We start from the raw sequence: 22,819 nt of genomic DNA on the forward strand, positions 1-22,819 counted from the left end.
ACAGGCGCGAAACATGCATTCAGTTTCCCGGAAAGCCCCCGCGAATCAGCGCGGTTCGTATCGCGCGCCGTACGCGGCCAAGGGTTTGTCCGGTTAGTCCTGAAGGCCTGCCTGAACGAGGGTCCTGATATATGGAACGTGCATGCGTCGCCACAAGAGCGGCCACCCGGCAGCGGCGTTCGCCGCCTGCCGGGTTCATTCAAACGGCGCTCCCCATTTCTTGCCCTACGTCGCGCAGGAAGTCCTCCCGGATGACGGGCGATTTCGCCCTCGGAGACGCACCGTGAAACCGATGCCATTCCGCACCATCCGTGCCATCACCTATGCCAGCGTGCTGCTGTTTCAAGCCGAGGTGCTGGCGCAGTCGCTGGACGCCCAGTCGACGCAGGAAAACATTTCCGTGCTGCGCCAGGAAGTCGACCACCACCTGAAAGAACTCGATGCGCTCAAGCGCAGGCTTGCCGAAGAAGAAACGAATCTCTCCCGCCTGAGCCGGGCGCTGGACATCCGCGAGCTCGCGAGCAAGCGCGGCGCCGGCACGGGCGACACGGGTGCCGCCGCGCAACAGGCCGATGCCGGCGGCGCAGCCGACACCACCGGCGCGGCAGGCGGCACGGCCGGCAACGCGCCATCCGCCGCCGCGGCCGCCCCGCCTCCCGCGCAGCCGGTCGGCCAGGCCCCCGTGCCGGAAACCGCGCCGCCGCCGGTCGCGCCGATCTTCGATCAGCCCGGCGTGCTGACGCCGAAGCACAAGCTCGTGATCGAACCGTCGTTCCAGTTCAGCTATTCGTCGTCGGACCGCGTCGCCCTCGTCGGCTATACGATCATCCCGGCCTTGCTGATCGGCCTGATCGACGTGCGGGAAGTCAAGACGACCGTGCTGACGGCCGCGGTCGCGGCGCGCTACGGGATCACCAACCGGGTGGAATTCGAAATCCGCGTCCCGTATGTGTACTCGACGACCGACACGGTCAGCCGCGAGATCTTCACCGGCACAGCGCAGGACAACGCGTTCAACAGCCACGGCCACAACATCGGCGACGTCGAAATGACGCTGCGCTACCAGTTCAACACCGGCGGCCCCGACAAGTTCTATTACATCGGCTGGCTCCGCTTCAAGACCGCCACCGGCAAGAGCCCCTTCGACGTCGTCACCGACTGCGTCACGCGCTGCGTCGGCAATGCCACCGGCACCGGCCTGCCGCTCGAACAGCCGACCGGCTCCGGCTTCTACGCGGTCCAGCCGGGCCTCACGTGGCTGTTCCCGTCCGACCCGGTGGTGTTCTTCGGCAACGTCAGCTACCTGCACAGCTTCGGCCGCGACAACCTGAGCCTGACGATCCGCAACGGACAGAAGGATTTCCTCGGCAAGGTGCAGCCCGGCGACATCTGGGGCTTCAACATCGGCATGGGCCTCGCGCTGAACGAGAAGGCGTCGGTGAGCCTCGGCTACGACCAGAGCATCGTGATGCCGACGCAACAGAACGGCCAGACGGTGCCGAGCTCCGTGCGCGTGATCCTCGGCACGCTGCTCATCGGCTACTCGTACCGGCTGTCGCCGAAAACCACGCTGAACCTGTCGATCGGCGCCGGCCTCACGCGCGACACGCCGGACGTGGCGATGACGCTGCGCATGCCGATCGCGTTCTGAGCGCGTGCCGCACGCCGGGCGTTGCCCCCGGCGTGCGGCAACGCCCGCTCATCGACCCGCTCACCGACCCGGCAGCGCACCGGTCAGCGCGTTGTTGAGCGTCGACATGATGTTCAGGTTCTTGAACGCCGACAGCGTGTTGACGGTCGCGTTGATCGTCGTCAGCGCCTGGAGGTGCTGATTGTTCAGCGTGTTCTGGATCACGGCGCCGGTCAGCGCCGGCAACACGCCGGGCTGCGCGGCGTTGCCGGGGCCGACCTGAAGCAGCGCACCCGCGTTCGCGGCCGCCAGCGCCTGCGCCTGTTGTGCGGTGATATGGCTGATGTCCGGGATGTTGAAGCTGGTCGACGCGACCAGGTTGCCGTTCACGAACGCGACACGCGACACGCCGAACGACACCTTCAGGCCGTCCGGCATGTCGAAGCCGCCGCGCATCGCGTCGAGACGTGCGTCGCTGAGCGCGAGCGCACCGCCCGCCCGCCAGTTGTGTTCGTCCTGCGCGTCATCGGATGCCGACGCCGGCGCACCGCTATTCGCCTGCGCCGCCCACTCGCCGGCCGCGGCCGGCGCGCCGTCCTGCATCGCCACCGCGCTCGTGGCCGCCAGCGCGCCGCACACCATCGCGGCAATGCGGGCCTTCCTTGCGTTTGCTGATCTCATGGCAGTACTCAGAAGTCGCTTGGACCATGCTTGGGCACCACGACGTTGAAAAGGCCGTCGCGGTTGATCCCGGTGTAGAGCGGCGCGCTCGGCGCGACGCGCCAGTCGCGCGGGTCGTTGAACGCCGCGAGCTCGGGCTTGTTGTGGATCACGAAGATCACATGGTCCTCCCATTTCTGCTCGAAACTCGCCTGCGACATCGGCCGCGTGCCGGTGGCCGGATCGCCGACCAGCACCCGCCCGTTGCGCAGCCCCTTCACGACGACGAAATGGTGATAGCCGTGCTCGGTGATCAGCACGATCGCGGGCGTGTGCGTCTTCGCGAGCGTCTGAAGCGGCAGCTCATAGCCGTCCGCGATGAAGCCGTGTGCTTCCAGAAAGCGCCGGATATCGAGCAGCGAGAAACCCTGCCGGCGGATCTTGTCCTGATTGCCGTTCTCCCACATCTGCGCGAAGGCCGTCTGTTCGGTCATCGGATAGTCATACTGATAGGTCAGCAGCGTCGCGACGGCGGCAGACCCGCAACTGAAGTCGTACTGCTGCTTCACGGTTCGCTTGAAACGCGCTTCCTTGAGACTCGTGACGTGCATCGCGTAGCCGGCCCCCGTTGGGTCGACCACGGTCATCTCGTCCGCCCGCGCCGCCGGCACGGCCAACATGCACGCGAGCGCCGCCATCCACACGGCCGCGGAAGGTCTCATCGCTCAATTCCCGAACCGCACGTTGAGGACCGTCGCGTTCTGGATCAGCACGTTCGCGCCGGTATTCTGGATGACCGTCGGCAAGCCGCTCGAATTCGAGAACGAGCCGTCGGCAATCGAATTCGAGCCCGTCGAAACCCGGTTCGCGACGTTGTCGGAAACGGTGCCGGTCAGGGTGTTCTGGCCGATCAGCACATCGCCGCCCCGGTGCGCGTCGAGCTGGTCGGCGCTCATCGCGACCCCGAAGCCGGCTTCGCGCCCGGCCACCGTGTCGCCGGCAGGCCGTGCCACACCGGCCCCGGTCGTGGACGCAACCGCGTCCGGGCCGGCCAGCGCGGCAGGCAGGGAACCTGACGCAGCCGCGACGGCTGCATCGATGGCCGCGTCTCGCTGCCCGTCGGCCGCCGCGCGGGCGGTCAGGCCCGACAGCAGCAGCGCAGGCAATATCACCATCGAAACTGCGTTGCGGATTCGCATGGCTGTCTCCTTGGGCCCTGCGCCGGTCCGCCCGGACCGCACGCGCAGGGAGCATCGTCGGCGTGATCGCCGTGGGACAGGCTTCGTCCCACGGCGATTCGCACGACTCACCTGGACCCGCCTGTCGTTCTAACGTCCGACTGTCAGGTTCGCCTGCACGGTCACAGCCTGCTGAACGAACGACGCCATGCCGCTGTTCTGGTTGGCGACCATGATGCCCGCCGCGGTCTGTCCGACGCTCGTCATCGTGTTGGACATGTTGAACGTCCCCGCGTCGACGACGTTGGTCCCGCCTGCGCCGCCCGTGCCGCCGACCGCGCCGGTGCCGATGCCACCGTTGCCGGTACCGCCTGCGCCGCCCGCACCACCGATGGCGCCTGCCGCGCCGACCGCGCCGTTGCCTGCGGTCGAGCTGCCGTTGCTAGCCATCGACGTCGAGCTGCCGTTCGACGCGTTGCCGCCCGTGCCCGCGCCGCCTGCGCCGCCGCTGCCCGCGCTGGCCGTCGCTGCGCCACCCGTGCCGCCCGCCGAGCCCGCCGCGCCGCCCGAACCCGACGCCGATCCGCCGGATGCCGTCGACGCGCCCGCCGTGCCGGCGCCGCCCGAACCGCTGCCCGAGCCGGTACCGGTGCCGGTACCGGTACCGGTACCGCTGCCGCTCGACGCGGTCGCGGTGCCGCCGTGGTGCGTCGTGGCGCTTGCCCAGCCGGAACCTCCCGCGCCCGTGCCGGAGCCCTGGCCCGAGCCGCTGCCGCTGCCATAGCCGCCTACGCCGACCGACGCCGCGAGCGCGCCGCCGCCCGAGCCGGACCCGGAGCCGCCGCTTGCCGTGCCGGAGCCGCCGTGCCCGGCGCTGGCTGTCGTCGAGCCGCCGGCGCCGCCGCCGCCACCATTGCCGTTGCCGGCCGACGCGCCGCCATTGGTAGCGTTGCCGGCCGTGGCGCTGCCGTTGACCGAGCTGCCGCCACTGCCGCCCGCACCGCCCGAGCCGCCGTTGCCGCCATTGCCGCCCGTGCCGCCATGCCCGCCATAGCCGTAACCGTAGCCGCCCCTGCCGCCGCTTCCGCCGCTGGCGCTGCCGTTGTTGGTCGCCTGGTTGCCGATGCCAGAGACCTGGACGTTGGTCACGTAGCCGTCGAGCTTGCTGATCGCGACGACCTTGGTGGTGTTGTAGGAATCCTGATAGACAGTTGCGCCGGGCGAGACTTCATTGGCATTGGACCCGGTGGTGCTGGTCTGCGACGAGTTGACCGTGTTGGTGAGGCTGTTCGATCCGTCGTCAGATTTCTGGCTGCATGTTGAACTTGTATCGCTGCTGCATGGGTTGGCCATTGCGTAGCCACTGCATCCTAGGGCGAGGAGCGCAGCGGACGCCAATAATGTATTGCGCATGAAATCCTCCTGAGTCATCGAGGGACGGCTTGGCTGACTGCGCCAATCCAGGCTACCTGATGCATTGGCAATGCCAGGTCTGCAAGCGACCGAATGCAGAACGGGATCTCGAATTTCCGGGCAACACGAACCGGCCCGGCCGGACTCCGCGCGCGCTTTATGTTTCAGCCTTGTAACGCTCCGCTCGGCACGGCGCCGGAGGGGCCTCGAGAGGCGGGTTAAATCCCTTTCGTATTCAAGCACCTGCCCGACCTATCGAAGGCCGGCCTGACGAACGCACAATGTTTCACTTTTGAGGACGACAATCCCGGCACGCGGGCCAGCCGGCCCGGCCGGATAGTCGATCGCGATCGCTAAGCCCGTCGGACAGGGACATCCGGCCGAATTGTTTCCCAAAAGGAGGCAAAAGACCCCGTATACGGGTCGTTCGCAAACGTATCAATCATGATCACGCGACGTGCGCCTGCCGGATTTCCGTTCATTTCCGTGCGTGTCGGCCTTCGCAAACGCGGGTCGCTTCATAGGGAAAGAGGATTCCCGTCGCCGACGTGACGCCTGCTCCGGCTCAGGAAAAAAGCGGCGCACCGCTCATCGCGGTGCGCCGCTTTTCACGCGCCGTGCCGATCCGCCGGCTCAGTTCACGCTCGTCCGCTTCTCGACGAACCGTCTTACGTAATCGTCCGCCGGCCGCGACAGGATATCGTCGGGCGTGCCGACCTGCACGAGCGTGCCGTCGCGCAGGATCGCGATCCGGTCGCCGATCCGCAACGCCTCGTCGAGATCGTGCGTGATGAACACGATCGTCTTCGAAAGCGTCGCCTGCAGTTCGAGCAACTGATCCTGCATCTCCGTGCGGATCAGCGGATCGAGCGCCGAAAACGCCTCGTCCATCAGCAGCACGTCGGTGTCGGCCGCCAGCGCGCGCGCCAGCCCGACGCGCTGCCGCATCCCGCCCGACAACTCGTCCGGATAGTGGTCGCCGTAGCCGTCGAGCCCGACCTTCGTCAGCCAGTTGCGCGCCGCGTCGGCCGCGTCGTGCCGTTTCTCGCCGCGCGTGCGCAGCGCATACGCGGCGTTGTCGAGCACGGTCTGGTGCGGCAGCAGCCCGAAGTTCTGGAACACCATGCTGACCTTGAAACGGCGCAGCTCCCGCAGCCCGTGCGCGTCGAGCTTGATCACGTCGCTGCCGTCGATCACGATCTCGCCCGCCGTCGGCTCGATCAGCCGGTTGAAGTGCCGCACGAGCGTCGATTTCCCGGAACCCGACAGCCCCATGATCACGAAGATCTCGCCCGACTCGATGCCGAGGCTCACGTCGTTGAGCCCGACGTTGCAGCCCGTTTCGGCCAGCACGTCGGCCTTGCGCTTGCCGGCCCGCAGCAGGTCGAGCACGCGCGCATGCGCGGCCGGCGGCCCGAACAGCTTGTACACGTGTTTGACGTCGATGGTTGCCATGTCTGCCTCCGTTTATGCGCGCGACGATTGCGCCGCCTGATTCGAATCGACGCCCGCCGGCTGCGCCTTGCGCGGCAGCCGGTACGGCACGCGCGACGCGCCCTTCTGCCGGCGCTGCTGCGCGAGCCGCCGCCGTGCGCGCCGCTCCTGGCCGAAGCCCTGGCTGATCCGGTCGATCACGATCGCGAGGATCACGATCGCGAGGCCGGCCTGCGTGCCCTTGCCGACGTCGAGCGTCTGGATGCCCGCGAGCACGTCCTCGCCGAGCCCGCGCGAGCCGATCATCGACGCGATCACGACCATCGACAGCGCCATCATCGTCGTCTGGTTGATGCCGGCCATGATGCTCGGCCGCGCAAGCGGCATCTGCACGTTGACGAGCAGTTGCCAGCGCGTCGTGCCGAACGCGCGCGCGGCTTCCGTCACGTCCGGGTCGACCTGGCGGATGCCGAGATCGGTCAGACGGATCAGCGGCGGCAGCGCGTAGATGATCGTCGCGAGGATCGCCGGCACCTTGCCGAGGCCGAACAGCATCAGCACCGGGATCAGGTACACGAAGCTCGGCAGCGTCTGCATCACGTCGAGCACGGGCAGCAGCATGCGGCGCAACCATGCGCTGCGCGACGCAAGGATGCCGAGCGGCACGCCGATCGCGACCGACAGCACCGTCGCGACGAGCATCAGCGCGAGCGTCTGCATCAGCTTGTCCCACAGGCCGAAGCAGCCGATCGCGTAGAGCAGCAGCATGAAGAGCGCGCCGAGGCCGATGCGGCGCGTCGCATTCCACGCGATCGCGCCAACGACCAGCAGCACGAGCCACGGCGGCGCCACGCGCAGCGCGCCTTCGAGCGGCACGAGCAGGTAGCGCAGCACCAGCGCGCTGAAATGATGGAAGCTGTCGCCGTATTGCGCGACGAAAGTCTCGAGCGCGCCGTTGACCCAGTCGGCGATCGACAGGTGCAGAAAGAAGCCGTTCATTTTGATTCTCCGTCGCGCCGTGAAGGCGCGTGACGGCGGCGGCGGGCGCGGGCCCGCCGCCGCGCGCAGGTTACGCGCCCTTCAGGTTGCCGGCGATCTTCTGCGCGACGTCGGCCGGCACCCACTGCTTCCACATGTCCGGGCGGGTCTTCAGGAACTGCGTGGCCATCGCCGCGCCGTCGATCTTCTTCGTCGTCATCTCGAGGATCGTCTGGTTCAGGAAGTCCATCGAGAAGCGCACCTTGCCGAATACGCCGACGAGATCGGGGTTCGCGTCGGCGAACGGCTTCGACACGCCGACCGTCAGCCGCGACACCATGTACGACGACGAGCACTGGTGCGTGCTGCTCTCGTCGCGCAGCGTCTTCCAGCATGCTTCGTTAAAGGCCGGCATCTTCAGCGCCGCGAACTTGTATTTCGCCATCAGCGCGGCCGGGCCCCAGTAATAGAACACGATCGGCGCGCCGCGCTGGTACGCGGACACGATCGCCGCGTCGAGCGCCGCACCCGTGCCCGGATGGAAGTTCGTATACGACTGGTCGAGCTTCAGCACGCGCAACAGGCGCGAGTTCACGCGCTCGCAGTCCCAGCCCGTCGGGCAGTTCAGGAAGCGGCCCTTGTCCGGTTCCTCCTCGTCGGCGAACACCTGCTTGTACTTCGGCAGGTCGTCGACCGACGCGAGCCCCGGCGCGACCGGCTTGATGTTGCGCGCCGGATCGCCCTTCACCACGTATTCGGGCACGAACCAGCCTTCCGTCGTGCCGCCCGGCAGCGTGTCGCCGATCAGCTTCACCGCGCCCGACGCGACGGCCTTCGCGGTGATCTCGCTGCGGCCCGTCCACTGCTCGGCCCAGATCTGCAGGTCGTTGCGCGCGAGCGCCGTTTCCGTCGCGGCCGTGCTGCCCGGCACGACGTCCGTCTTGCAGCCGTAGCCCTTCTCCATGATCTGCCGCAGCACCTCGGTCGCGAACGATCCGCTCTCCCATGTGATGCCCGCGAAATGGACCGTCTTGCCGTCGGTGCACGCGCCGCCGGCCGCATGGGCCGCGGGCGCGGACAGGATCGCCGCGGCGGCGAGAAGGACCGTTTTCAGTCGTCGAATCTGCATGGTGGGTCGTCTCCAAATCGAATCTGTTGTTTGTGCATCGCGGCATGCGCGGCAACCGGCGAATCGCGAAGCCATCCACGTCCGGTCAGCCTGCATGTTTGAGCCGCCAATTTGTTTAGGGAAACGAGTAATTCCGATCATTGCAATCGGCAGCGCCAATCGATCTTTCGGCCGCCCGCCAGGCCCGCCGGACGGGCCGCGCAGCCGATTTTACGAGGCCGGCCATGGCCCGGCACGGCCCGTTTCCCGACCCCGTTCGACGGCGGCCTGGCCGGCCTTGAGCCGCGGTGCCGCGCGCGCCGTTCCGGCTATCGAAACGACCTGTCGCGCCCCCATTGGCGAACTCGATCCCATCCATCGAAATTACTCGCTTTGGATTCCTTTCCGGCTTGGGAAGAATGCGCGGTGTCATCGGAGGAGACACGACCCGACGCTGCCGGTTGCCGCGCCGCCGCGCATCGCGCGCCCCGGCGCCGCACGCGCTGCGCCGGATCGCCCCGGATGACGGGGCGCGCCTCGCCGGACGCGCTCACGACAACCGATACAAGCTGGATATCCCGGAGATCTCAATGAAAAAGACCCTGACGGCGCTCGCCGTAACGGCAGCCTTCGCAACCCCCGTGTTCGCGCAAAGCAGCGTCACGCTGTACGGCGTGATCGACGAAGGCCTGAACTACACGAACAACGTCGGCACCGGCCACGTCTACGAGATGGCCAGCGGCTACGCGCAGGGCAGCCGCTGGGGCCTGAAGGGCAGCGAGGATCTCGGCGGCGGCATGAAGGCGATCTTCCAGCTCGAGAACGGCTTCGACGTGAACAGCGGCCGGCTCAACCAGGGCGGCCGCATGTTCGGCCGCCAGGCGTACGTCGGCCTGAGCCAGGCGCAGTACGGCACGCTGACGTTCGGCCGCCAGTACGACTCCGTCGTCGACTATCTCGCGCCGACCACGGCCAACGGCAACTGGGGCGGCTACCTGCTCGCGCACCCGTTCGACAACGACAACACCGACAACTCGTTCCGCCTCGACAATACCGTGAAGTACGCGAGCCCGAACTTCGGCGGCTTCCAGTTCGGCGGCGCCTACAGCTTCAGCAACAGCACGAGCTTCTCGGACAACCGCGCGCACAGCTTCGGCGCGCAATACCAGAACAACGGGCTCTTGATCGGCGCCGCGTACCTGCAGGCGAACCATCCGGGCAACGGCTCGGCCGGCGCGATCACCGCGAACGACGCGAGCTACATCGCCGAGCGCATGCGCGTGTTCGGCGCGGGCATCAACTACACGTTCGGGCCCGCGACGGTCGGCTTCGCGTACACGAACTCGAACTACAAGAACCCGACCGGCAACGGCTACCTCGGCACGCCGGGCGCGATCATCGCGCCGGGGGCGACGGTCAGCGCGATCAAGTACCAGAACTTCGAGGTGAACGGTTCGTACCAGATCACGCCGGCGTTCATGGTCGGCGCGCAGTACGTGCTGTCGCTCGAGAAGTACGACGCATCGACCGGCGACGCGAAGCCGAAGATCCACTCGGTCGGGCTGATGGCCGACTACAACCTGTCGAAGCGCACCGACGTGTACGTGCAGGCCGCGTACCAGCATATCGCCGGCGACAAGACGAACTCGATCCTCGACAACGCGTTCATCCCCGGCACCGACGCGCCGTCGTCGACGTCGAACCAGGTGGCCGTGCGCGTCGCGCTGCGCCACAAGTTCTGACGCCCCCCGGTTCCCCGTTCTTCACGCGACACCCGCGCCGGCCGGCCCGAGGTGTCTTCGCCCGCCCGCAGGCACCAGGCCTGCCGGCGGGTTTTTTCATGGGCGCGGCAACGCGTGCCCTTCCCGCCCCGCCGGAATCGATCAACGCCGCTCACGCGCCCCGTCAACCATGACAGGTCGACGGCCGGCGATCCGCCGATACACTGTGTGCCGCCCCATCCGAAGGAGTGTCATTTGAAGCACCGGCACCGCACGCAGTCCGCATTCGCAGCCAACCCGGCCACGTCCACCCGCACCGGCCCGCGCAACGCACGGATCGACCTGCTGCGCGGCGTGTCGATCGTGCTCGTCCTGCTGCATCACTTCAACATCGCGTATCCGCTGCGCGACACCGCGCTCGCGCGCGTGCTCGGCTGGGACACGATCCATGCGATCGTGCGCAACGGCAACTACGGCGTGACGATGTTCTTCGCGATCTCGGGCTACCTGATCACGTCGAATGCGCGCCGCCGCTGGGGCAGCCTCGGCGCGCTCGACGTGCGCGCGTTCTACGTGTCGCGCGTCGCCCGCATCGTCCCGTGCCTGCTTCTGCTGCTCGCGCTCGTCAACGGCCTCGCGGCGGCCGGCGTGCCGATCTTCACGAACCATGCGCCGCAGGGCATCGCCGTGTCGTACTGGCTCGTGAATCTCGCGTCGCTCACGTTCTCGATGAACGTGCTGATCGGCACATACGGATGGGTCAACTACGCGCTCGGCGTGCTGTGGTCGCTGTCGGTCGACGAGGTGTTCTACCTGTCGTTTCCGCTGCTGTGCATCGCACTGCGGCGCGACACGCGGCTGTTCGCGTTCTGGCTGCTGATTGCCGCGATCAGCCCCGTGTACCGCTTCACGCATCCGGGCGACGAAGGCGGATTCCTCTACGCGTACTTCGCGTGCTTCGACGGCATCGCGATCGGCTGCTGTACCGCGTTGCTGGCCGAACGCGCGCGCTGGCAGGTGCTTGCGGCCGCGCCCGTGCAATGGCTCGCGGCAACGGCGATGACGGTGCTCTATCTCGCGTGGCCGATCGCGGAAAGCCACGTGCTCGGCGTATCCGCGATGGCGCTCGGCACGGCCGTGCTGCTGATCGGCGCGCACGTCGAACGCGAACGCGCACACGGCTGCGCGCTCGCACCGCTGCGCTGGAGCGGCCGGCTCAGCTACGAGCTGTACCTGTTCCACCTGATCGTGCTCGGCGCGCTGCGCACGTTCTGGGCGCCGTCAGCCACACATGGTGACGGCAAGCTGGCGTTGCTCATCGCGTATCTGGTGCTGTCGGCCGGCTTGAGCGCGGCCATCGCGCGCGGCTATGCGACGCCGCTCGACCGCTTCATCAAACGGGTTGCGTCGCGGCCTGCCGCGCGTGTGCCGGATGGTGCGCGCTTCTAGCGTCCGGCGCGTGGCCGGCCATCGCTGCAGCGCGGCGGCGAGAAAAGAAAAAATCGGCCAGGGCCCGGCCGTATCGCGCAACGATGCCGGCCGGCCTGACCGCAAGCCCCGTGTACGAATCGTCGATCACCCGCGCGACCGCGTCATCGGCCGCCCGTCGATCAATCCAGATAGTCCGCGTATTCCTTGCGCGAATAGCCGGCGAGCGTCTGCCACGGCAATGCCTCCCGCCGCGCGGCCGGTGCCGGTGTCAACGTCAGCTTGCGCACGACGCGGCCGTCCGCACTCCGGTATTCGACCGACAGCGGTGCCTGCAACTTTTCGCTCCACAGGATCCGGTTCACCCCGCGCGCGCCGGGCGTGTCGACCGCCTGCTCGTACCAGACAGTGCCGGGCACATCGCCGCGCTTCGCGACCGCGAGCCGCTTCAGCTGCGACGGCGGCGTGACGTAGTACGCGTTGTCCCACGAGCCGTCGAAGCCCGTCGTTTCGTACTCGGCCGGCGGCACGCTGACGACCGTCCGGGTCGCCGCGTCCACATACTCGATGCGCGCCGTCTTGCCGTCGTAGGTCACATGTCGTGCGGCTGCCTGGAAGTTGAAGTGCTTGTGACCGGCGTGGGTGGCAACCGGCTGCACGCCGGTGCGCCGGCCCGCGTCATGGTCATGGTCGTGATCGTCGCCATGACCGCCGCCCGCCGCCGCGACGGGCAGCACGCGTTCGACCCACACGTGCCCGTCGCGCCGAACCATCCGTTCGCGGTACATCGTCGTGCGCGTCACGCCGTCGGCCGTGACCGTACGGCTTTCGTGCAGCAGCGCGGCGTCGAGATCCGCCGCCGCAAAGGCCGGGAGCGCAGCCAACCCGCAAGCGAGCGCACAGAGAAGCTGGCGTTTCATCGGAGGTTCCCGTTCATCATGAAGTCTCCGCGCTCAGAAGCCGAACGCCGAGCGCACGAGACCGAACACCTTCGTATTGTCGATCGTGCCCTTGAACGCCTTCGCGTCCGCACCGTCGGCAAACAGCATCACGTCGCCGCCGCCGTGCGTCTCCGAGCCCGCACTGCCCATCCGCACGCCGACCTCCTGCAGATACGCGTCGTTCATCGCCGTGGCCGAATCGACCGACGCACGCACGTTCGGCCGGTTCGCGCCGTTGCCGAACACCAGCGTCGTGTAGGTATTGCCGTCGGCGTCCTTGCTCGGCTGGCCGTCGCGATAGTTGCGGCTGATGTCGAGAATCGGATTGCCGCGCTTCGAATAGCCGTTGATCGTCATCGTGTGGTCGTGGTCGGCCGTCACGACGATCAGCGTATTCGACAGGTCGACCTTCGACAGCGCGACGCGGATCGCTTCGTCGAACGCCACCGTGTCCTCGAGCGCGCGCTTCGCGTTGGTGCCGTGCAGCGCATGATCGATCCGGCCGCCTTCGACCATCAGGAAATAGCCGTTCGAATTCTTCGACAGCACGTCGATCGCCTTCGACGTCATGTCGGCGAGGCTCGGCTGCGACGGCCCTTCGCCCTTGCCCGCGGCGCGGTCGAGTTCGTACTCGAGATGGCTCGTCGAACTGAAGAGACCGACCAGCTTGCCGTTGCCGGCCTGCGCGAGCTGATCCCGGGTGGCGACGACCGTGTAGCCCTTCGCCTTCATCTCGTCGAGCAGGTTGCGCCCGTCCGCGCGCCCGCGTTTGTTGGCCACCGGATCGAACGGCGTCCAGTGGTTGCGGCCACCGCCCATCAGCACGTCGACGCCGTCGCCGAGCGCCGCGTTGTAGCCGGCACCGCCCGGCGCCGCCTGCGCGGCGATGTCGTACTGCGCATCGCGATGGCAGATATGCGAATAGGTCGCGGCGGGCGTCGCGTGCGTGAGCTCGGTCGTCGTGATCGCGCCGACCGCCTTGCCGCGCGCCTTCGCCAGCTCCAGCAGCGTCGCGACCGGCTGGCCGTTGCCCGGCGCGCAATTGTTGACGGTCTTGTTGCCGTTGGCGTCGCTGCCCGGCGCGACCGCGCGCGTGTCGGACGACATCGACAGCACTTCGTTGTTCATCTTCACGCCGGTCATGTACGCGGCCATCGACGGCGCGCTGTCGGTCGTCTGCGCATCGTTCGAGAAGGTCTTGACGCGCGCGGTGCGGGCCAGCTTCTCCATCGTCAGTTGTCCCGACTCACCGACCTTGTAGATCCGGCTCGCCGTCACGGTCGTCGGCCCCATGCCGTCGCCGAGAAAGAAAATCACGTTCTTCGCCTGCCCGGCGGCCTGCGCCGGGCCGCATGCGAAACCCACGGCCGCCAGCGCCGCCGCGATGCACTTGATGGTCGACATCCTGTATTCCCCTGTACCCGTGTGGTCGGCGCTCAAAGCTGCACCGCGTTGCGCACCAGCTCGAAAACCTTGTTGTTCTCGATCACGCCGTGGAACGCATCCGCGCCGCGGCCGATCGCACCGAGGAACACATCCGTGCCGCCGTGCGTCTCGCTGCCCTTGTCCATCCGCACGACGGCCTCCTGGCGGTAATCGTCGGCGCCCGTCACCGCGTCGGTGAGCGCGGTGCCCGCGCGGCTGCCCTGCACGCGGTTCTCGCCGTTGCCGAAGCCGATGATCGTGTACGGCGCGCCGTCCGCGTCCTTCGCGACCGCGCCCGTCTGATAGCTGCGCAGCACGCCCAGCACGCCGGGCTTGCCCGCTTCGGTCTTGCCGGTGCGCGCCGCATAGCCGTTCAGCACCAGCGTGTGGTCGTGATCGGCCGTGACGACGATCAGCGTGTTCTTCAGGTCGGGATCGGTCTTGCGCACCTTGTCGAGCGTCGCCTTGATCGCGTTGTCGAACGCGACGGTATCCTGCAGCGCGCGCTTCGCATTGGTATCGTGCAGCGCGTGATCGATCCGGCCGCCCTCGACCATCAGGAAATAGCCGTTCGGGTTGTTCTGCAGCACGTCGAGCGCGCGCGTCGCCATGTCGGACAGGCTCGGCTCCTTGGTCGCGCCGCGATCGAGGTCGTAGCTCAGGTGGCTCGACGCGAACAGGCCGACCAGCTTCCCGCTCTTCGTCGCATCCGCGGCCAGCAGGTCGTCGCGGTTCTGCGCGAACGCGTAGCCCTTCGCCTTCAGCTCGTTGACCAGGTTGCGCCCGTCGGTGCGCTTGCCGCCGCCGTCCTTCGGCACGAAGAACTGCGTGCCGCCGCCGAGCACGACGTCGACGCCGTCGCCCAGCGCGCCGTTATAGCCCGCGCCGCCCGGCACGAGCTGCGCCGCGATGTCGTTCTCGGCGTCGCGATGGCACACGTGCGCGTACGTCGCCGCGGGCGTCGCGTGCGTGACGCGCGTGGTCGTCACGACACCGGTGGCCATCCCCTTCGCCTTCGCGATCTCGAGCAGCGTCGACACCGATTTGCCGTTGTTCGCGCCGCAGTTGCCGGTGAGGCCGGCGCTCGGCTCGATCGCCTTCGTGTCGGGCGACATCGAGATCACTTCGTTGTTGGTCTTGACGCCGGTCATGTACGCCGACATCGACGGCGCGCTGTCCGTCACCTGCGCGTCGTTCGAATAGGTCTTCACGAATGCGGATTCGGGCAGCGTGTCGATTGTGAGCGCGCCGTCTTCGCCGACGGCGTAGATGCGCGCGGCCGTCATCGTCGTCATCCCCATCCCGTCGCCGAGGAAAAAGATCACGTTGCGCGCCGCCAGCGGCTTCGTGGGGCCGGGCGCCGTGCCGCCGGTCGGGCCGTCGTCGCTGCCGCATCCGGCAAGTGCCAAGGCGCCGGCGCACAGCAGCGCCGCCAGTTTGATTCGATTCATGTTGCCCGTTCCCCCCGCTATTGCTGCTTTCGAAATGAAAGGCAATGGTAGGAATCCGATGTGACGGCAATATGAATGGTTATTGGAAGGTTTTGTATTGCTTATGAAAGACGCCGGAGCAGCGCCGCATCCGGGCGCCTCGCGCGCGGCGGCGTCAACCGGCGTGTTCGGTGGCGACGCTGCGCACGGTCACGATGCGCGCAGGCGGAATATTTGCCCACACGATCCGGCTGCCGCAGGCAACAAATGCCGAATCGCCCAGCGGATGACGGCGGGGCGAGCGCAAGTCGTACGTGAATTGAATCATCACGCCGTCGGCCGACAGCACGCGATGACATTGACCGATGATCGCCGTCACGTCCTCACGCGGCAGCGTGCGCAGCGGCAGGCACGACACGATCGCGTCAACCCGGGCGTCGGGCGGCAGCAGCCGCTCGAGTTGCCGCGCGTCGCCCGACACGATCGAGATCCCTGGAAAGCGTCGCCGCAGGTGCTGCACGAACGCCGGCGAACGCTCGACCACGACGAGGCGCTGCGGCGCGACGCCGCGTTCGAGCAACGCCGCGGTGATCGCGCCGGTGCCGCCGCCCAGTTCGACGACCAGCCCGTCGCCGTCCGGCACCGTATCGGCCATCTCGCGCGCCAGATGCCGCGAACTCGGGCACAACGCGCCCACCGCGGCCGGACGGCCGACCCACTCGCGCACGAACAGTGCCGAGACACGCCACGCGTTCGGCCAGATCATAGGCCGGCCTTGAGCGGTTGCGCCGTCGGCTTCGACGTGCCGACGACGGCGCGGGACAGGGCTACGGCGACACGGGTCTCGTTCATGCACATCCTCCTGGGCGAATCGGTCCGCCGCAGGAAGAGCGACGATCAATCGATTCTAGGAAACGCAAACTTAAGGCGACGTGAAGATTGTCCCTGATTCGCCTGACCAATTCACGCCCGATCAGCCGCCGGATGCCCGATCAGCAATCGACGCGCGGCTGGATGTGCGCGGGATAGCGTTCGCCGACGATCCGGCTCTGCTGCAGCGCCGTATCGATCGCCGCAAGATCGTCGGCCGTCAGCGCCACGGCGGCCGCGCCCACATTCTCGCCGAACCGATGCCGCTTCGTCATGCCCGGAATCGGCACGATCCACGGCTTGCGGGCCGGCGGCCGGGCCGGCGCGATCTGCGCGCGCGTCACACCCCGGCCGGTCGCGATCCGGCCGAGCAGATCGACGAGGCCCGCGTTCGCCTTGCGGTTTTCCTCGGAGAAACGTGGCACGACATGGCGGAAATCGTTCGCGGCGAACGTCGTGTTCGCATCGATCGCGCCGGTCAGGAAGCCTTTCCCGAGCGGGCTGAACGGCACGAAGCCGATGCCGAACTCCTCGAGCGTCGGCAAAATCCGCGCCTCCTGCCCGCACGCTCAGCGCGTCGAGCGCATCCGGATGTTCGCGAACGGCAGGCCGTCGTCGTCCTCGTCGCGCCGCGACATTTCCTCGAAGCCAAGCCGCTCGTAGAACGCGCGGGCATCGCGATTCTCGGCGTACACCTCCAGATCGAGCGTGCCCTTGAGCGCGAGTGCATGCTCGACCAGCGCGCGGCCGATCCCGTGGCCTCGCATCGCCGGTGCGACGAATAATCCGCCGATCGACGCGTCGAGCAGGCCGATGAAGCCGACCGGCTCACCCGCACGACACGCGACCCAGGTTTCCGCCTCGGGCAGATAGACATTTTCGATCAGCGTGCGCTGCTCGCGCAGCCGCGCCTCGCCAAGAAACGGATGCGCGAGCAGCGACGCGTCGAACCAGATGGCCGACAGCGTGTGCAGGTCGGATGCCTCGTAGGCGCGAATCTGAATTGCCATGTTTTCGTATTGTTCAACTTGTACAGCGGGGACGAACGCACCCCAAAGCGTTCGTCGATGCGCTACGCCGCATCACCGCAGGTTGGTTCTCGCCAGCTCGACGATCTCGTCGCCGCGCCCGCTGAGGATCGCCCGCAGCATGAACAGGCTGAAGCCCTTCGCATGCGCGATCTCGATCTTCGGCGGCATCGCGAGCTCGTATTTCGACGTGACGACGTCGACGACGGCCGGCCCGTCATGCTCGAACGCCATGCGCAACGCGTGCTCGACGTTCTCCGAATGCTCGACGCGCACGCTGAAGATGCCCGCGCCCTTCGCGATCGCCGCGAAATCGGTCGGGCTCAGGTCGACGTTCGTATCGAGATAGCCGGACGCCTTCAGCTCCATCGACACGAAGCCGAGCAGGCTGTTGTTGTACACGACGATCTTGATCGGCAGGTTGAGCTGGCGTGCGGTGAGCAGGTCGCCGAGCAGCATCGACAGCCCGCCGTCGCCGGACAGCGACACCACCTGCCGCCCCGGATGCGCGCCCTGCGCGCCGAGCGCCTGCGGCATCGCGTTCGCCATCGAGCCGTGGTTGAACGAGCCGTGCAGTTGCCGCTTGCCGTTCATCGTCAGGTAGCGCGCGGCCCACAGCGTCGGCGTGCCGACGTCGGCCGTGAAGATCGCGTCTTCCGCCGCGACTTCGTCGACGATCTTCGTCAGGTATTGCGGATGGATCGCGCGGCCCGGCGGCTCGGCCACCGCGAGATCGTCGAGCCCCTTGCGCGCGGCCGCGTAGTGCTTCAGCGCGTTCTCGAGGAAGCGCCGCTGCGTCTTGCGCGTGAGGCGCGGCAGCAGCGCCGCGATCGTTTCCTTCACGGTGCCGACGAGGCCGAGCGCGAGCGGTGCGCGATGGCCGAGCTGCGAGCCCTTCCAGTCGATCTGCACGACCTTCGCGCTCGCCGGATAGAACGGCCGGTACGGGAAATCCGTGCCGAGCATCACCAGCGTGTCGCACGATTCCATCGCGTGATAGCCGGAGCTGAAGCCGATCAGCCCCGTCATCCCGACGTCGAACGGGTTGTCCCATTCGACGAACTGCTTGCCGCGCAGCGCATGCACGACCGGCGCGCCGAGCGTGTCGGCCAGCGCGACCACCTCGTCGTGCGCGCCCTGCGTGCCGCTGCCGCACAGCAGCGTCACCGCGTCGGAGCCGTTGAGCAGCGCCGCGAGCCGGTCGAGATCGGCGTCCGCCGGCAGGATCGACGGCGGCGACGATTCGCTCCACGCAGGCAGCTCTTCCGGGCCGTCGCCGAGCGCGATATCGCCCGGTAGCACGATCACCGCGACGCCGCGCTCGTCGATCGCGGTGCGCATCGCGCGCGCGAGCACGCGCGGGAACTGCGAAGCGTTGGTCACGAGTTCGGCGAAGTGGCTGCATTCGCGGAACAGTTCCTGCGGATGGGTTTCCTGGAAGTAGCCGAGACCGATCTCGGTCGACGGGATGTGCGCGGCGATCGCGAGCACCGGCTGGTGATTGCGGTGACAGTCGTACAGCCCGTTGATCAGGTGCAGGTTGCCGGGGCCGCAGCTGCCCGCGCACACCGCGAGCCGCCCGGTCGACGCGGCATCCGCGCCGGCCGCGAACGCGGCGCTTTCCTCGTGGCGCGTGTGCATCCAGCGGATCGAGCCGATCTGGCCCAGGCTGTACGACAGGCCGTTCAGGCTGTCGCCCGTCACGCCCCAGATGCGCTCGACGCCCGCCGCCGCAAGCGTCTTCGCCAGGTATTCCGCCATCGTCTGTCTTGCCATGATGTCCTCACTCGTGGATGTGTCGTCACATGCATGAACCGGCTCCGGCGGCCACCATCGCCGCCGACGGGACGAGCATACGCGATCGGTTCACGACGCGTCGTGACCGTGAATCCCGCTTCCGCGCGTTTCGTTCAGCCCCGTTCGACGGGGTCGGGCAACCGTCGCGGGTTCGTTGGCCGACGAACCGGTTGGCGCGCGTTCGCCGGACGCACGCGCCTACAGCGGCAGCGCATGCGTCGACAGGATCTCCTTGAGCACCATGAACGACCGCACCTGCCGCACGCCCGGCAGATACAGCAGTTGCTCGGCATGCAGCCGGTTGAAACTCTCGTTGTCGCGCGTGCGCACCAGCATGAAGTAGTCGAACTCGCCGGTCACGACGTGGCATTCGACGCAGCCCGACACTTTCTGCGCGGCCTTCTCGAACGCGGCGAACGCTTCCGGCGTCGAGCGGTCGAGCACGAAGCCGATCACGACCAGCATCCCGGCGCCGAGCGGTTTCGGGTCGAGCAGCGCGACGATGCCGCGGATCAGCCCCATTTCCTTCAGCCGCTCCACGCGCCGCAGGCATGCCGGCGCGCTCAGCTTCACCTTCGCGGCGAGCGCGACGTTCGAGATCGACGCGTCCTGCTGCAATTGCCGGAGGATCGCGCGGTCGATGCGATCGAGCGCCGGTGCGGCATCGGCCGACGATGCGTCCTTTCGTTCTAATTTCATTGCGTCAGTCTCCGTTCCAGCGAACCGGAATTGCTTATGCAACGTGAATATCGACGATAACGTAGGGCAGCGACAGCTATTTCGCAAGCTCATTTCTCGTCGTCCTGCCTATCATTTTTCGATCGGCACGCGGCGCGCCAGCCACGCCCGAAGCACGACCGGTTTCCCATCCACCGCCTTTCCGGAGCACGTCGATGAACCTGCAACGCTTCCCCCGTTATCCGCTGACGTTCGGCCCCACGCCGATCCAGCCGCTCAAGCGCCTGAGCGCGCACCTCGGCGGCAAGGTCGAGCTGTATGCGAAACGCGAGGACTGCAACAGCGGCCTCGCGTTCGGCGGTAACAAGACACGCAAGCTCGAATACCTCGTCCCCGACGCGCTCGCGCAGGGTGCGGACACGCTCGTATCGATCGGCGGCGTGCAATCGAACCAGACGCGGCAGGTCGCCGCCGTCGCCGCGCATCTCGGGATGAAATGCGTGCTCGTGCAGGAGCACTGGGTCAACCATGACGATCCGGTGTACGACCGGGTCGGCAACATCCAGCTGTCGCGCATGATGGGCGCCGACGTGCGGCTCGTGTCCGACGGCTTCGACATCGGCATCCGCCGAAGCTGGGAGGACGCGATGAAGAGCGTGCGGCAGGCCGGCGGCAAGCCTTATCCGATTCCGGCCGGCTGCTCGGAGCATCCGCTCGGCGGGCTCGGCTTCGTCGGCTTCGCGGAGGAGGTGCGCGCGCAGGAAGCGCAGCTCGGTTTCAGGTTCGACTACATCGTCGTGTGCTCGGTGACGGGCAGCACGCAGGCCGGCATGGTCGTCGGCTTCGCGGCCGACGGGCGCGCCGACCGCGTGATCGGCATCGATGCATCGGCGACGCCCGAGCGCACGCGCGAGCAGATCACGCGCATCGCGCGGCATACGGCCGGGCTGGTCGACCTGGGGCGCGATATCGTCGAGCAGGACGTCGTGCTCGACACGCGCTACGCCGGCCCCGAATACGGGCTGCCGAACGACGGCACGCTCGAAGCGATTCGGCTGTGCGCGCGGCTGGAAGGCATGCTGACCGATCCCGTCTATGAAGGGAAATCGATGCACGGGATGATCGACAAGGTGCGGCGCGGGGAATTCGAACCGGGGTCGAAAGTGCTGTATGCGCATCTCGGCGGCGCGCCGGCGCTGAGCGCGTACAGCTTCATCTTCCGCGACGGCTGACGCGCAGCCGCGCAATACGGGCCGGGTGGTCGAAGCAGCGGCCAGCCGGCCCGTCGTCGCGTCGTCTCGCCGCAGATCACCAGTCGTTCTCCCATCAAGATACGGACTGCTCCTAATCGAATATTCCGCATTTCGGACAAGAGCCATAAGAACCCACCCAACATTAGTACTCGTCTGATTTAAATCATCGCCTCCTTTTCCGAAAATCAACATCGGTCTCGTTGATCGCCGCATCGCACACCCACCTCCATACGCATCGTTCCGTATTTAAACGATGCAACCGCGGCGCCAACGGTCTTCCGATCAGGCAAACCGCGTTTCACCTCCTCGTTTGACATTCCAGCGAAGCGGAAGCGGCAGCGATGCACCGTGTTCATCGGTGCACGCTGCATCGCGCGTCGTGCGTCATGCGAAGCGGTGAACGCATGCATTCAACAGCATGGAAAAGGTATATGCAGACGGCACTCAAGGAACGATGGGCAAGCGCACCATCGGCAGCCGCAGGGCTGCTTGCGCGTCTGTCGGACGTCGCGCTGATTGCTTTCAGCGCGCTGGGCGTGGCAATGGTTCTGCCGGGCAACGGCGATCCGGCATCCGCCGAAGCGGCGCTCGTCGCGTCGGCGGCAACATTCGCGATGGTGCTGTTCCCGGCATTCGGCGCCTATCGCGCGACCCGCGACCATTCGGCGTTCGGCCTGGCGATTCGAACCTGCGTCGCATGGGCGCTCGCCCAGGCATGTGCGGCACTCGTCACGCGGGCGCTCTATGCGCCGCTGTTCGTACCGGTCGGCTGGTACGTGCTGTGGGCGATCGCCAGCGGTGCCGCGCTCGCGTCGTCGCGGCTCGTTGCCTGTCGCGTGTGGCGTCGCGTGGCCGGCACGGACAAGCCGGAACGTCGGGTGGCGATCGTCGGCGGCGCCACGCATTCCTCCGCCATCCTCGAACGGATCGCCCAGTCGGGCTCGCCTTATCGCGCCATGGCCGTGCTCGATCCGCATCGCTCCCCGCGCAGGGATACGGACGACATCCGCATGTTCCAGGCACTCGATGAATTTGCCGCGCATGTCCGCACGCATGCGATCCAGGAAGTGTGGATCGCGCTGCCCATCACCGAGGTAGGCGGCGTCATCCGCGTGCTGGACACCTTCCGGCACGATCTCGTGAACGTCCGGTTCATGCCCGACGTCAGCCAGCTCGCCATGTTCGACGGCGAGATGATCGATCTGGCCGGCGCGCCTGCGATCAACCTGGTCGCGTCGCCGCTGTCGCCCCGCGCGCTGCTCCAGAAGGCCATCTTCGACCGGTTGTTCGCCGCGGCGGTGCTGATCGCGGCAGCCCCGCTGCTGCTCGCGATCGCGGCGGCGATCAAGCTGTCGTCGCCGGGCCCCGCCCTGTTCCGCCAGCGGCGCATGGGCGCGGACGGCCACGCTTTCACGATCTACAAGTTCCGCACGATGCGGGTTCACGCCGAGGCCGCCGGCGATGTCCCGCAGGCAACGCACGGCGATCCCCGCGTAACGCGGATCGGCGCGTTCCTGCGCCGCACGAGTCTCGACGAACTGCCGCAGTTCATCAACGTGCTGCGCGGCGACATGTCCGTGGTTGGACCGCGGCCGCACGCGATCGAGCACGACACGCTCTACCAGAAGATCGTCGACGGCTACATCCATCGCTATCGCGTCAAGCCCGGCATCACCGGCTGGGCGCAGATCAACGGCCTGCGCGGCGAAACCGATCGCGTCGAGAAGATGCGGCGGCGCGTGGAAGCCGATCTCTACTACCTGCGCAACTGGTCGTTCGCACTCGACATGCGCATCGTCATGGCCACCGCCACGCACGGCTGGACCCACAGCAACGCGTACTGACGC

19 protein-coding genes and 1 pseudogene are annotated in these 22,819 nt (G+C 67.3%); 5 read left to right on the forward strand and 15 right to left on the reverse strand.

Features of this window, described 5'->3' with window-relative positions; all coding sequences use genetic code 11:
* Positions 1 to 283: 283 nt before the first annotated feature.
* The gene (locus BFF94_RS29130; RefSeq protein ID WP_219140115.1) at positions 284 to 1,651 is read left to right on the forward strand and encodes a DUF3187 family protein; all 1,368 of its coding nucleotides are present in this window, start codon (positions 284 to 286) and stop codon (positions 1,649 to 1,651) included.
* A gap of 60 nt (positions 1,652 to 1,711) precedes the next feature.
* Here BFF94_RS29130 and BFF94_RS29135 read toward each other — a convergent pair whose 3' ends face one another.
* The 7 genes from BFF94_RS29135 to BFF94_RS29165 all read right to left on the reverse strand — a co-directional run bounded on the left by BFF94_RS29135 (position 1,712) and on the right by BFF94_RS29165 (position 8,422).
* Positions 1,712 to 2,311, reverse strand: coding sequence for a hypothetical protein (locus BFF94_RS29135; protein ID WP_219140116.1), 600 nt, complete (start codon positions 2,309 to 2,311; stop codon positions 1,712 to 1,714).
* An 8-nt stretch (positions 2,312 to 2,319) separates the two neighbouring features.
* Positions 2,320 to 3,012, reverse strand: coding sequence for a C39 family peptidase (locus BFF94_RS29140; protein WP_246637447.1), 693 nt, complete (start codon positions 3,010 to 3,012; stop codon positions 2,320 to 2,322).
* Positions 3,013 to 3,015: 3 nt separating this feature from the next.
* Complete coding sequence (locus tag BFF94_RS29145) at positions 3,016 to 3,489, reverse strand: hypothetical protein (RefSeq protein WP_128848035.1); 474 nt, start codon at positions 3,487 to 3,489, stop codon at positions 3,016 to 3,018.
* Positions 3,490 to 3,618: 129 nt separating this feature from the next.
* Positions 3,619 to 4,881, reverse strand: a complete 1,263-nt coding sequence (locus BFF94_RS29150; protein WP_219140125.1) for a hypothetical protein — start codon at positions 4,879 to 4,881, stop codon at positions 3,619 to 3,621.
* Between the two features lie 633 nt (positions 4,882 to 5,514).
* Complete coding sequence (locus BFF94_RS29155; protein ID WP_128841471.1) at positions 5,515 to 6,336, reverse strand: quaternary amine ABC transporter ATP-binding protein; 822 nt, start codon at positions 6,334 to 6,336, stop codon at positions 5,515 to 5,517.
* Positions 6,337 to 6,348: 12 nt separating this feature from the next.
* A complete protein-coding gene (locus BFF94_RS29160) occupies positions 6,349 to 7,314 on the reverse strand; it encodes an ABC transporter permease (RefSeq protein WP_128841472.1) in 966 nt (321 codons plus the stop codon).
* A 70-nt stretch (positions 7,315 to 7,384) separates the two neighbouring features.
* A complete protein-coding gene (locus tag BFF94_RS29165) occupies positions 7,385 to 8,422 on the reverse strand; it encodes an ABC transporter substrate-binding protein (RefSeq protein ID WP_128841473.1) in 1,038 nt (345 codons plus the stop codon).
* Between the two features lie 569 nt (positions 8,423 to 8,991).
* Here BFF94_RS29165 and BFF94_RS29170 point away from each other — a divergent pair.
* The gene (locus BFF94_RS29170) at positions 8,992 to 10,143 is read left to right on the forward strand and encodes a porin (RefSeq protein WP_128841474.1); all 1,152 of its coding nucleotides are present in this window, start codon (positions 8,992 to 8,994) and stop codon (positions 10,141 to 10,143) included.
* 315 nt (positions 10,144 to 10,458) lie between these two features.
* Positions 10,459 to 11,571, forward strand: a complete 1,113-nt coding sequence (locus BFF94_RS29175) for an acyltransferase family protein (RefSeq protein ID WP_128841482.1) — start codon at positions 10,459 to 10,461, stop codon at positions 11,569 to 11,571.
* A 161-nt stretch (positions 11,572 to 11,732) separates the two neighbouring features.
* Here BFF94_RS29175 and BFF94_RS29180 read toward each other — a convergent pair whose 3' ends face one another.
* The 8 genes and pseudogenes from BFF94_RS29180 to BFF94_RS29215 form a co-directional block, all read right to left on the reverse strand.
* Positions 11,733 to 12,470, reverse strand: a complete 738-nt coding sequence (locus tag BFF94_RS29180) for a hypothetical protein (protein WP_128841475.1) — start codon at positions 12,468 to 12,470, stop codon at positions 11,733 to 11,735.
* Between the two features lie 33 nt (positions 12,471 to 12,503).
* Positions 12,504 to 13,895: an alkaline phosphatase gene (locus BFF94_RS29185; protein WP_128841476.1), complete on the reverse strand. Its 1,392-nt coding sequence runs from the start codon at positions 13,893 to 13,895 to the stop codon at positions 12,504 to 12,506.
* Between the two features lie 32 nt (positions 13,896 to 13,927).
* Positions 13,928 to 15,367: an alkaline phosphatase gene (locus tag BFF94_RS29190; protein WP_128841477.1), complete on the reverse strand. Its 1,440-nt coding sequence runs from the start codon at positions 15,365 to 15,367 to the stop codon at positions 13,928 to 13,930.
* Between the two features lie 154 nt (positions 15,368 to 15,521).
* Positions 15,522 to 16,112 carry a class I SAM-dependent methyltransferase gene (locus BFF94_RS29195; RefSeq protein WP_219140117.1) on the reverse strand — a complete coding sequence of 197 codons (591 nt, stop codon included), beginning with the start codon at positions 16,110 to 16,112 and terminating at the stop codon, positions 15,522 to 15,524.
* A gap of 226 nt (positions 16,113 to 16,338) precedes the next feature.
* Positions 16,339 to 16,773: pseudogene (locus tag BFF94_RS29200) on the reverse strand (aldo/keto reductase); the annotation flags it as partial.
* A 12-nt stretch (positions 16,774 to 16,785) separates the two neighbouring features.
* Positions 16,786 to 17,226 (reverse strand): GNAT family N-acetyltransferase, encoded by a 441-nt coding sequence (locus BFF94_RS29205; protein ID WP_128841478.1) that lies wholly within the window; start codon positions 17,224 to 17,226, stop codon positions 16,786 to 16,788.
* Positions 17,227 to 17,298: 72 nt separating this feature from the next.
* The gene (poxB, locus tag BFF94_RS29210; protein ID WP_219140118.1) at positions 17,299 to 19,020 is read right to left on the reverse strand and encodes a ubiquinone-dependent pyruvate dehydrogenase; all 1,722 of its coding nucleotides are present in this window, start codon (positions 19,018 to 19,020) and stop codon (positions 17,299 to 17,301) included.
* Between the two features lie 219 nt (positions 19,021 to 19,239).
* Positions 19,240 to 19,740, reverse strand: coding sequence for an Lrp/AsnC family transcriptional regulator (locus tag BFF94_RS29215; RefSeq protein WP_128841479.1), 501 nt, complete (start codon positions 19,738 to 19,740; stop codon positions 19,240 to 19,242).
* A gap of 194 nt (positions 19,741 to 19,934) precedes the next feature.
* On the opposite strand from BFF94_RS29215, the gene BFF94_RS29220 reads away from it, so the two are divergent.
* Complete coding sequence (locus tag BFF94_RS29220) at positions 19,935 to 20,951, forward strand: 1-aminocyclopropane-1-carboxylate deaminase (protein WP_128841480.1); 1,017 nt, start codon at positions 19,935 to 19,937, stop codon at positions 20,949 to 20,951.
* A 452-nt stretch (positions 20,952 to 21,403) separates the two neighbouring features.
* A complete protein-coding gene (locus BFF94_RS29225; RefSeq protein WP_128841481.1) occupies positions 21,404 to 22,816 on the forward strand; it encodes an undecaprenyl-phosphate glucose phosphotransferase in 1,413 nt (470 codons plus the stop codon).
* The last annotated feature ends 3 nt before the right edge of the window (positions 22,817 to 22,819 follow it).

The organism is Burkholderia catarinensis, from assembly GCF_001883705.2.
Taxonomy (GTDB): domain Bacteria; phylum Pseudomonadota; class Gammaproteobacteria; order Burkholderiales; family Burkholderiaceae; genus Burkholderia; species Burkholderia catarinensis.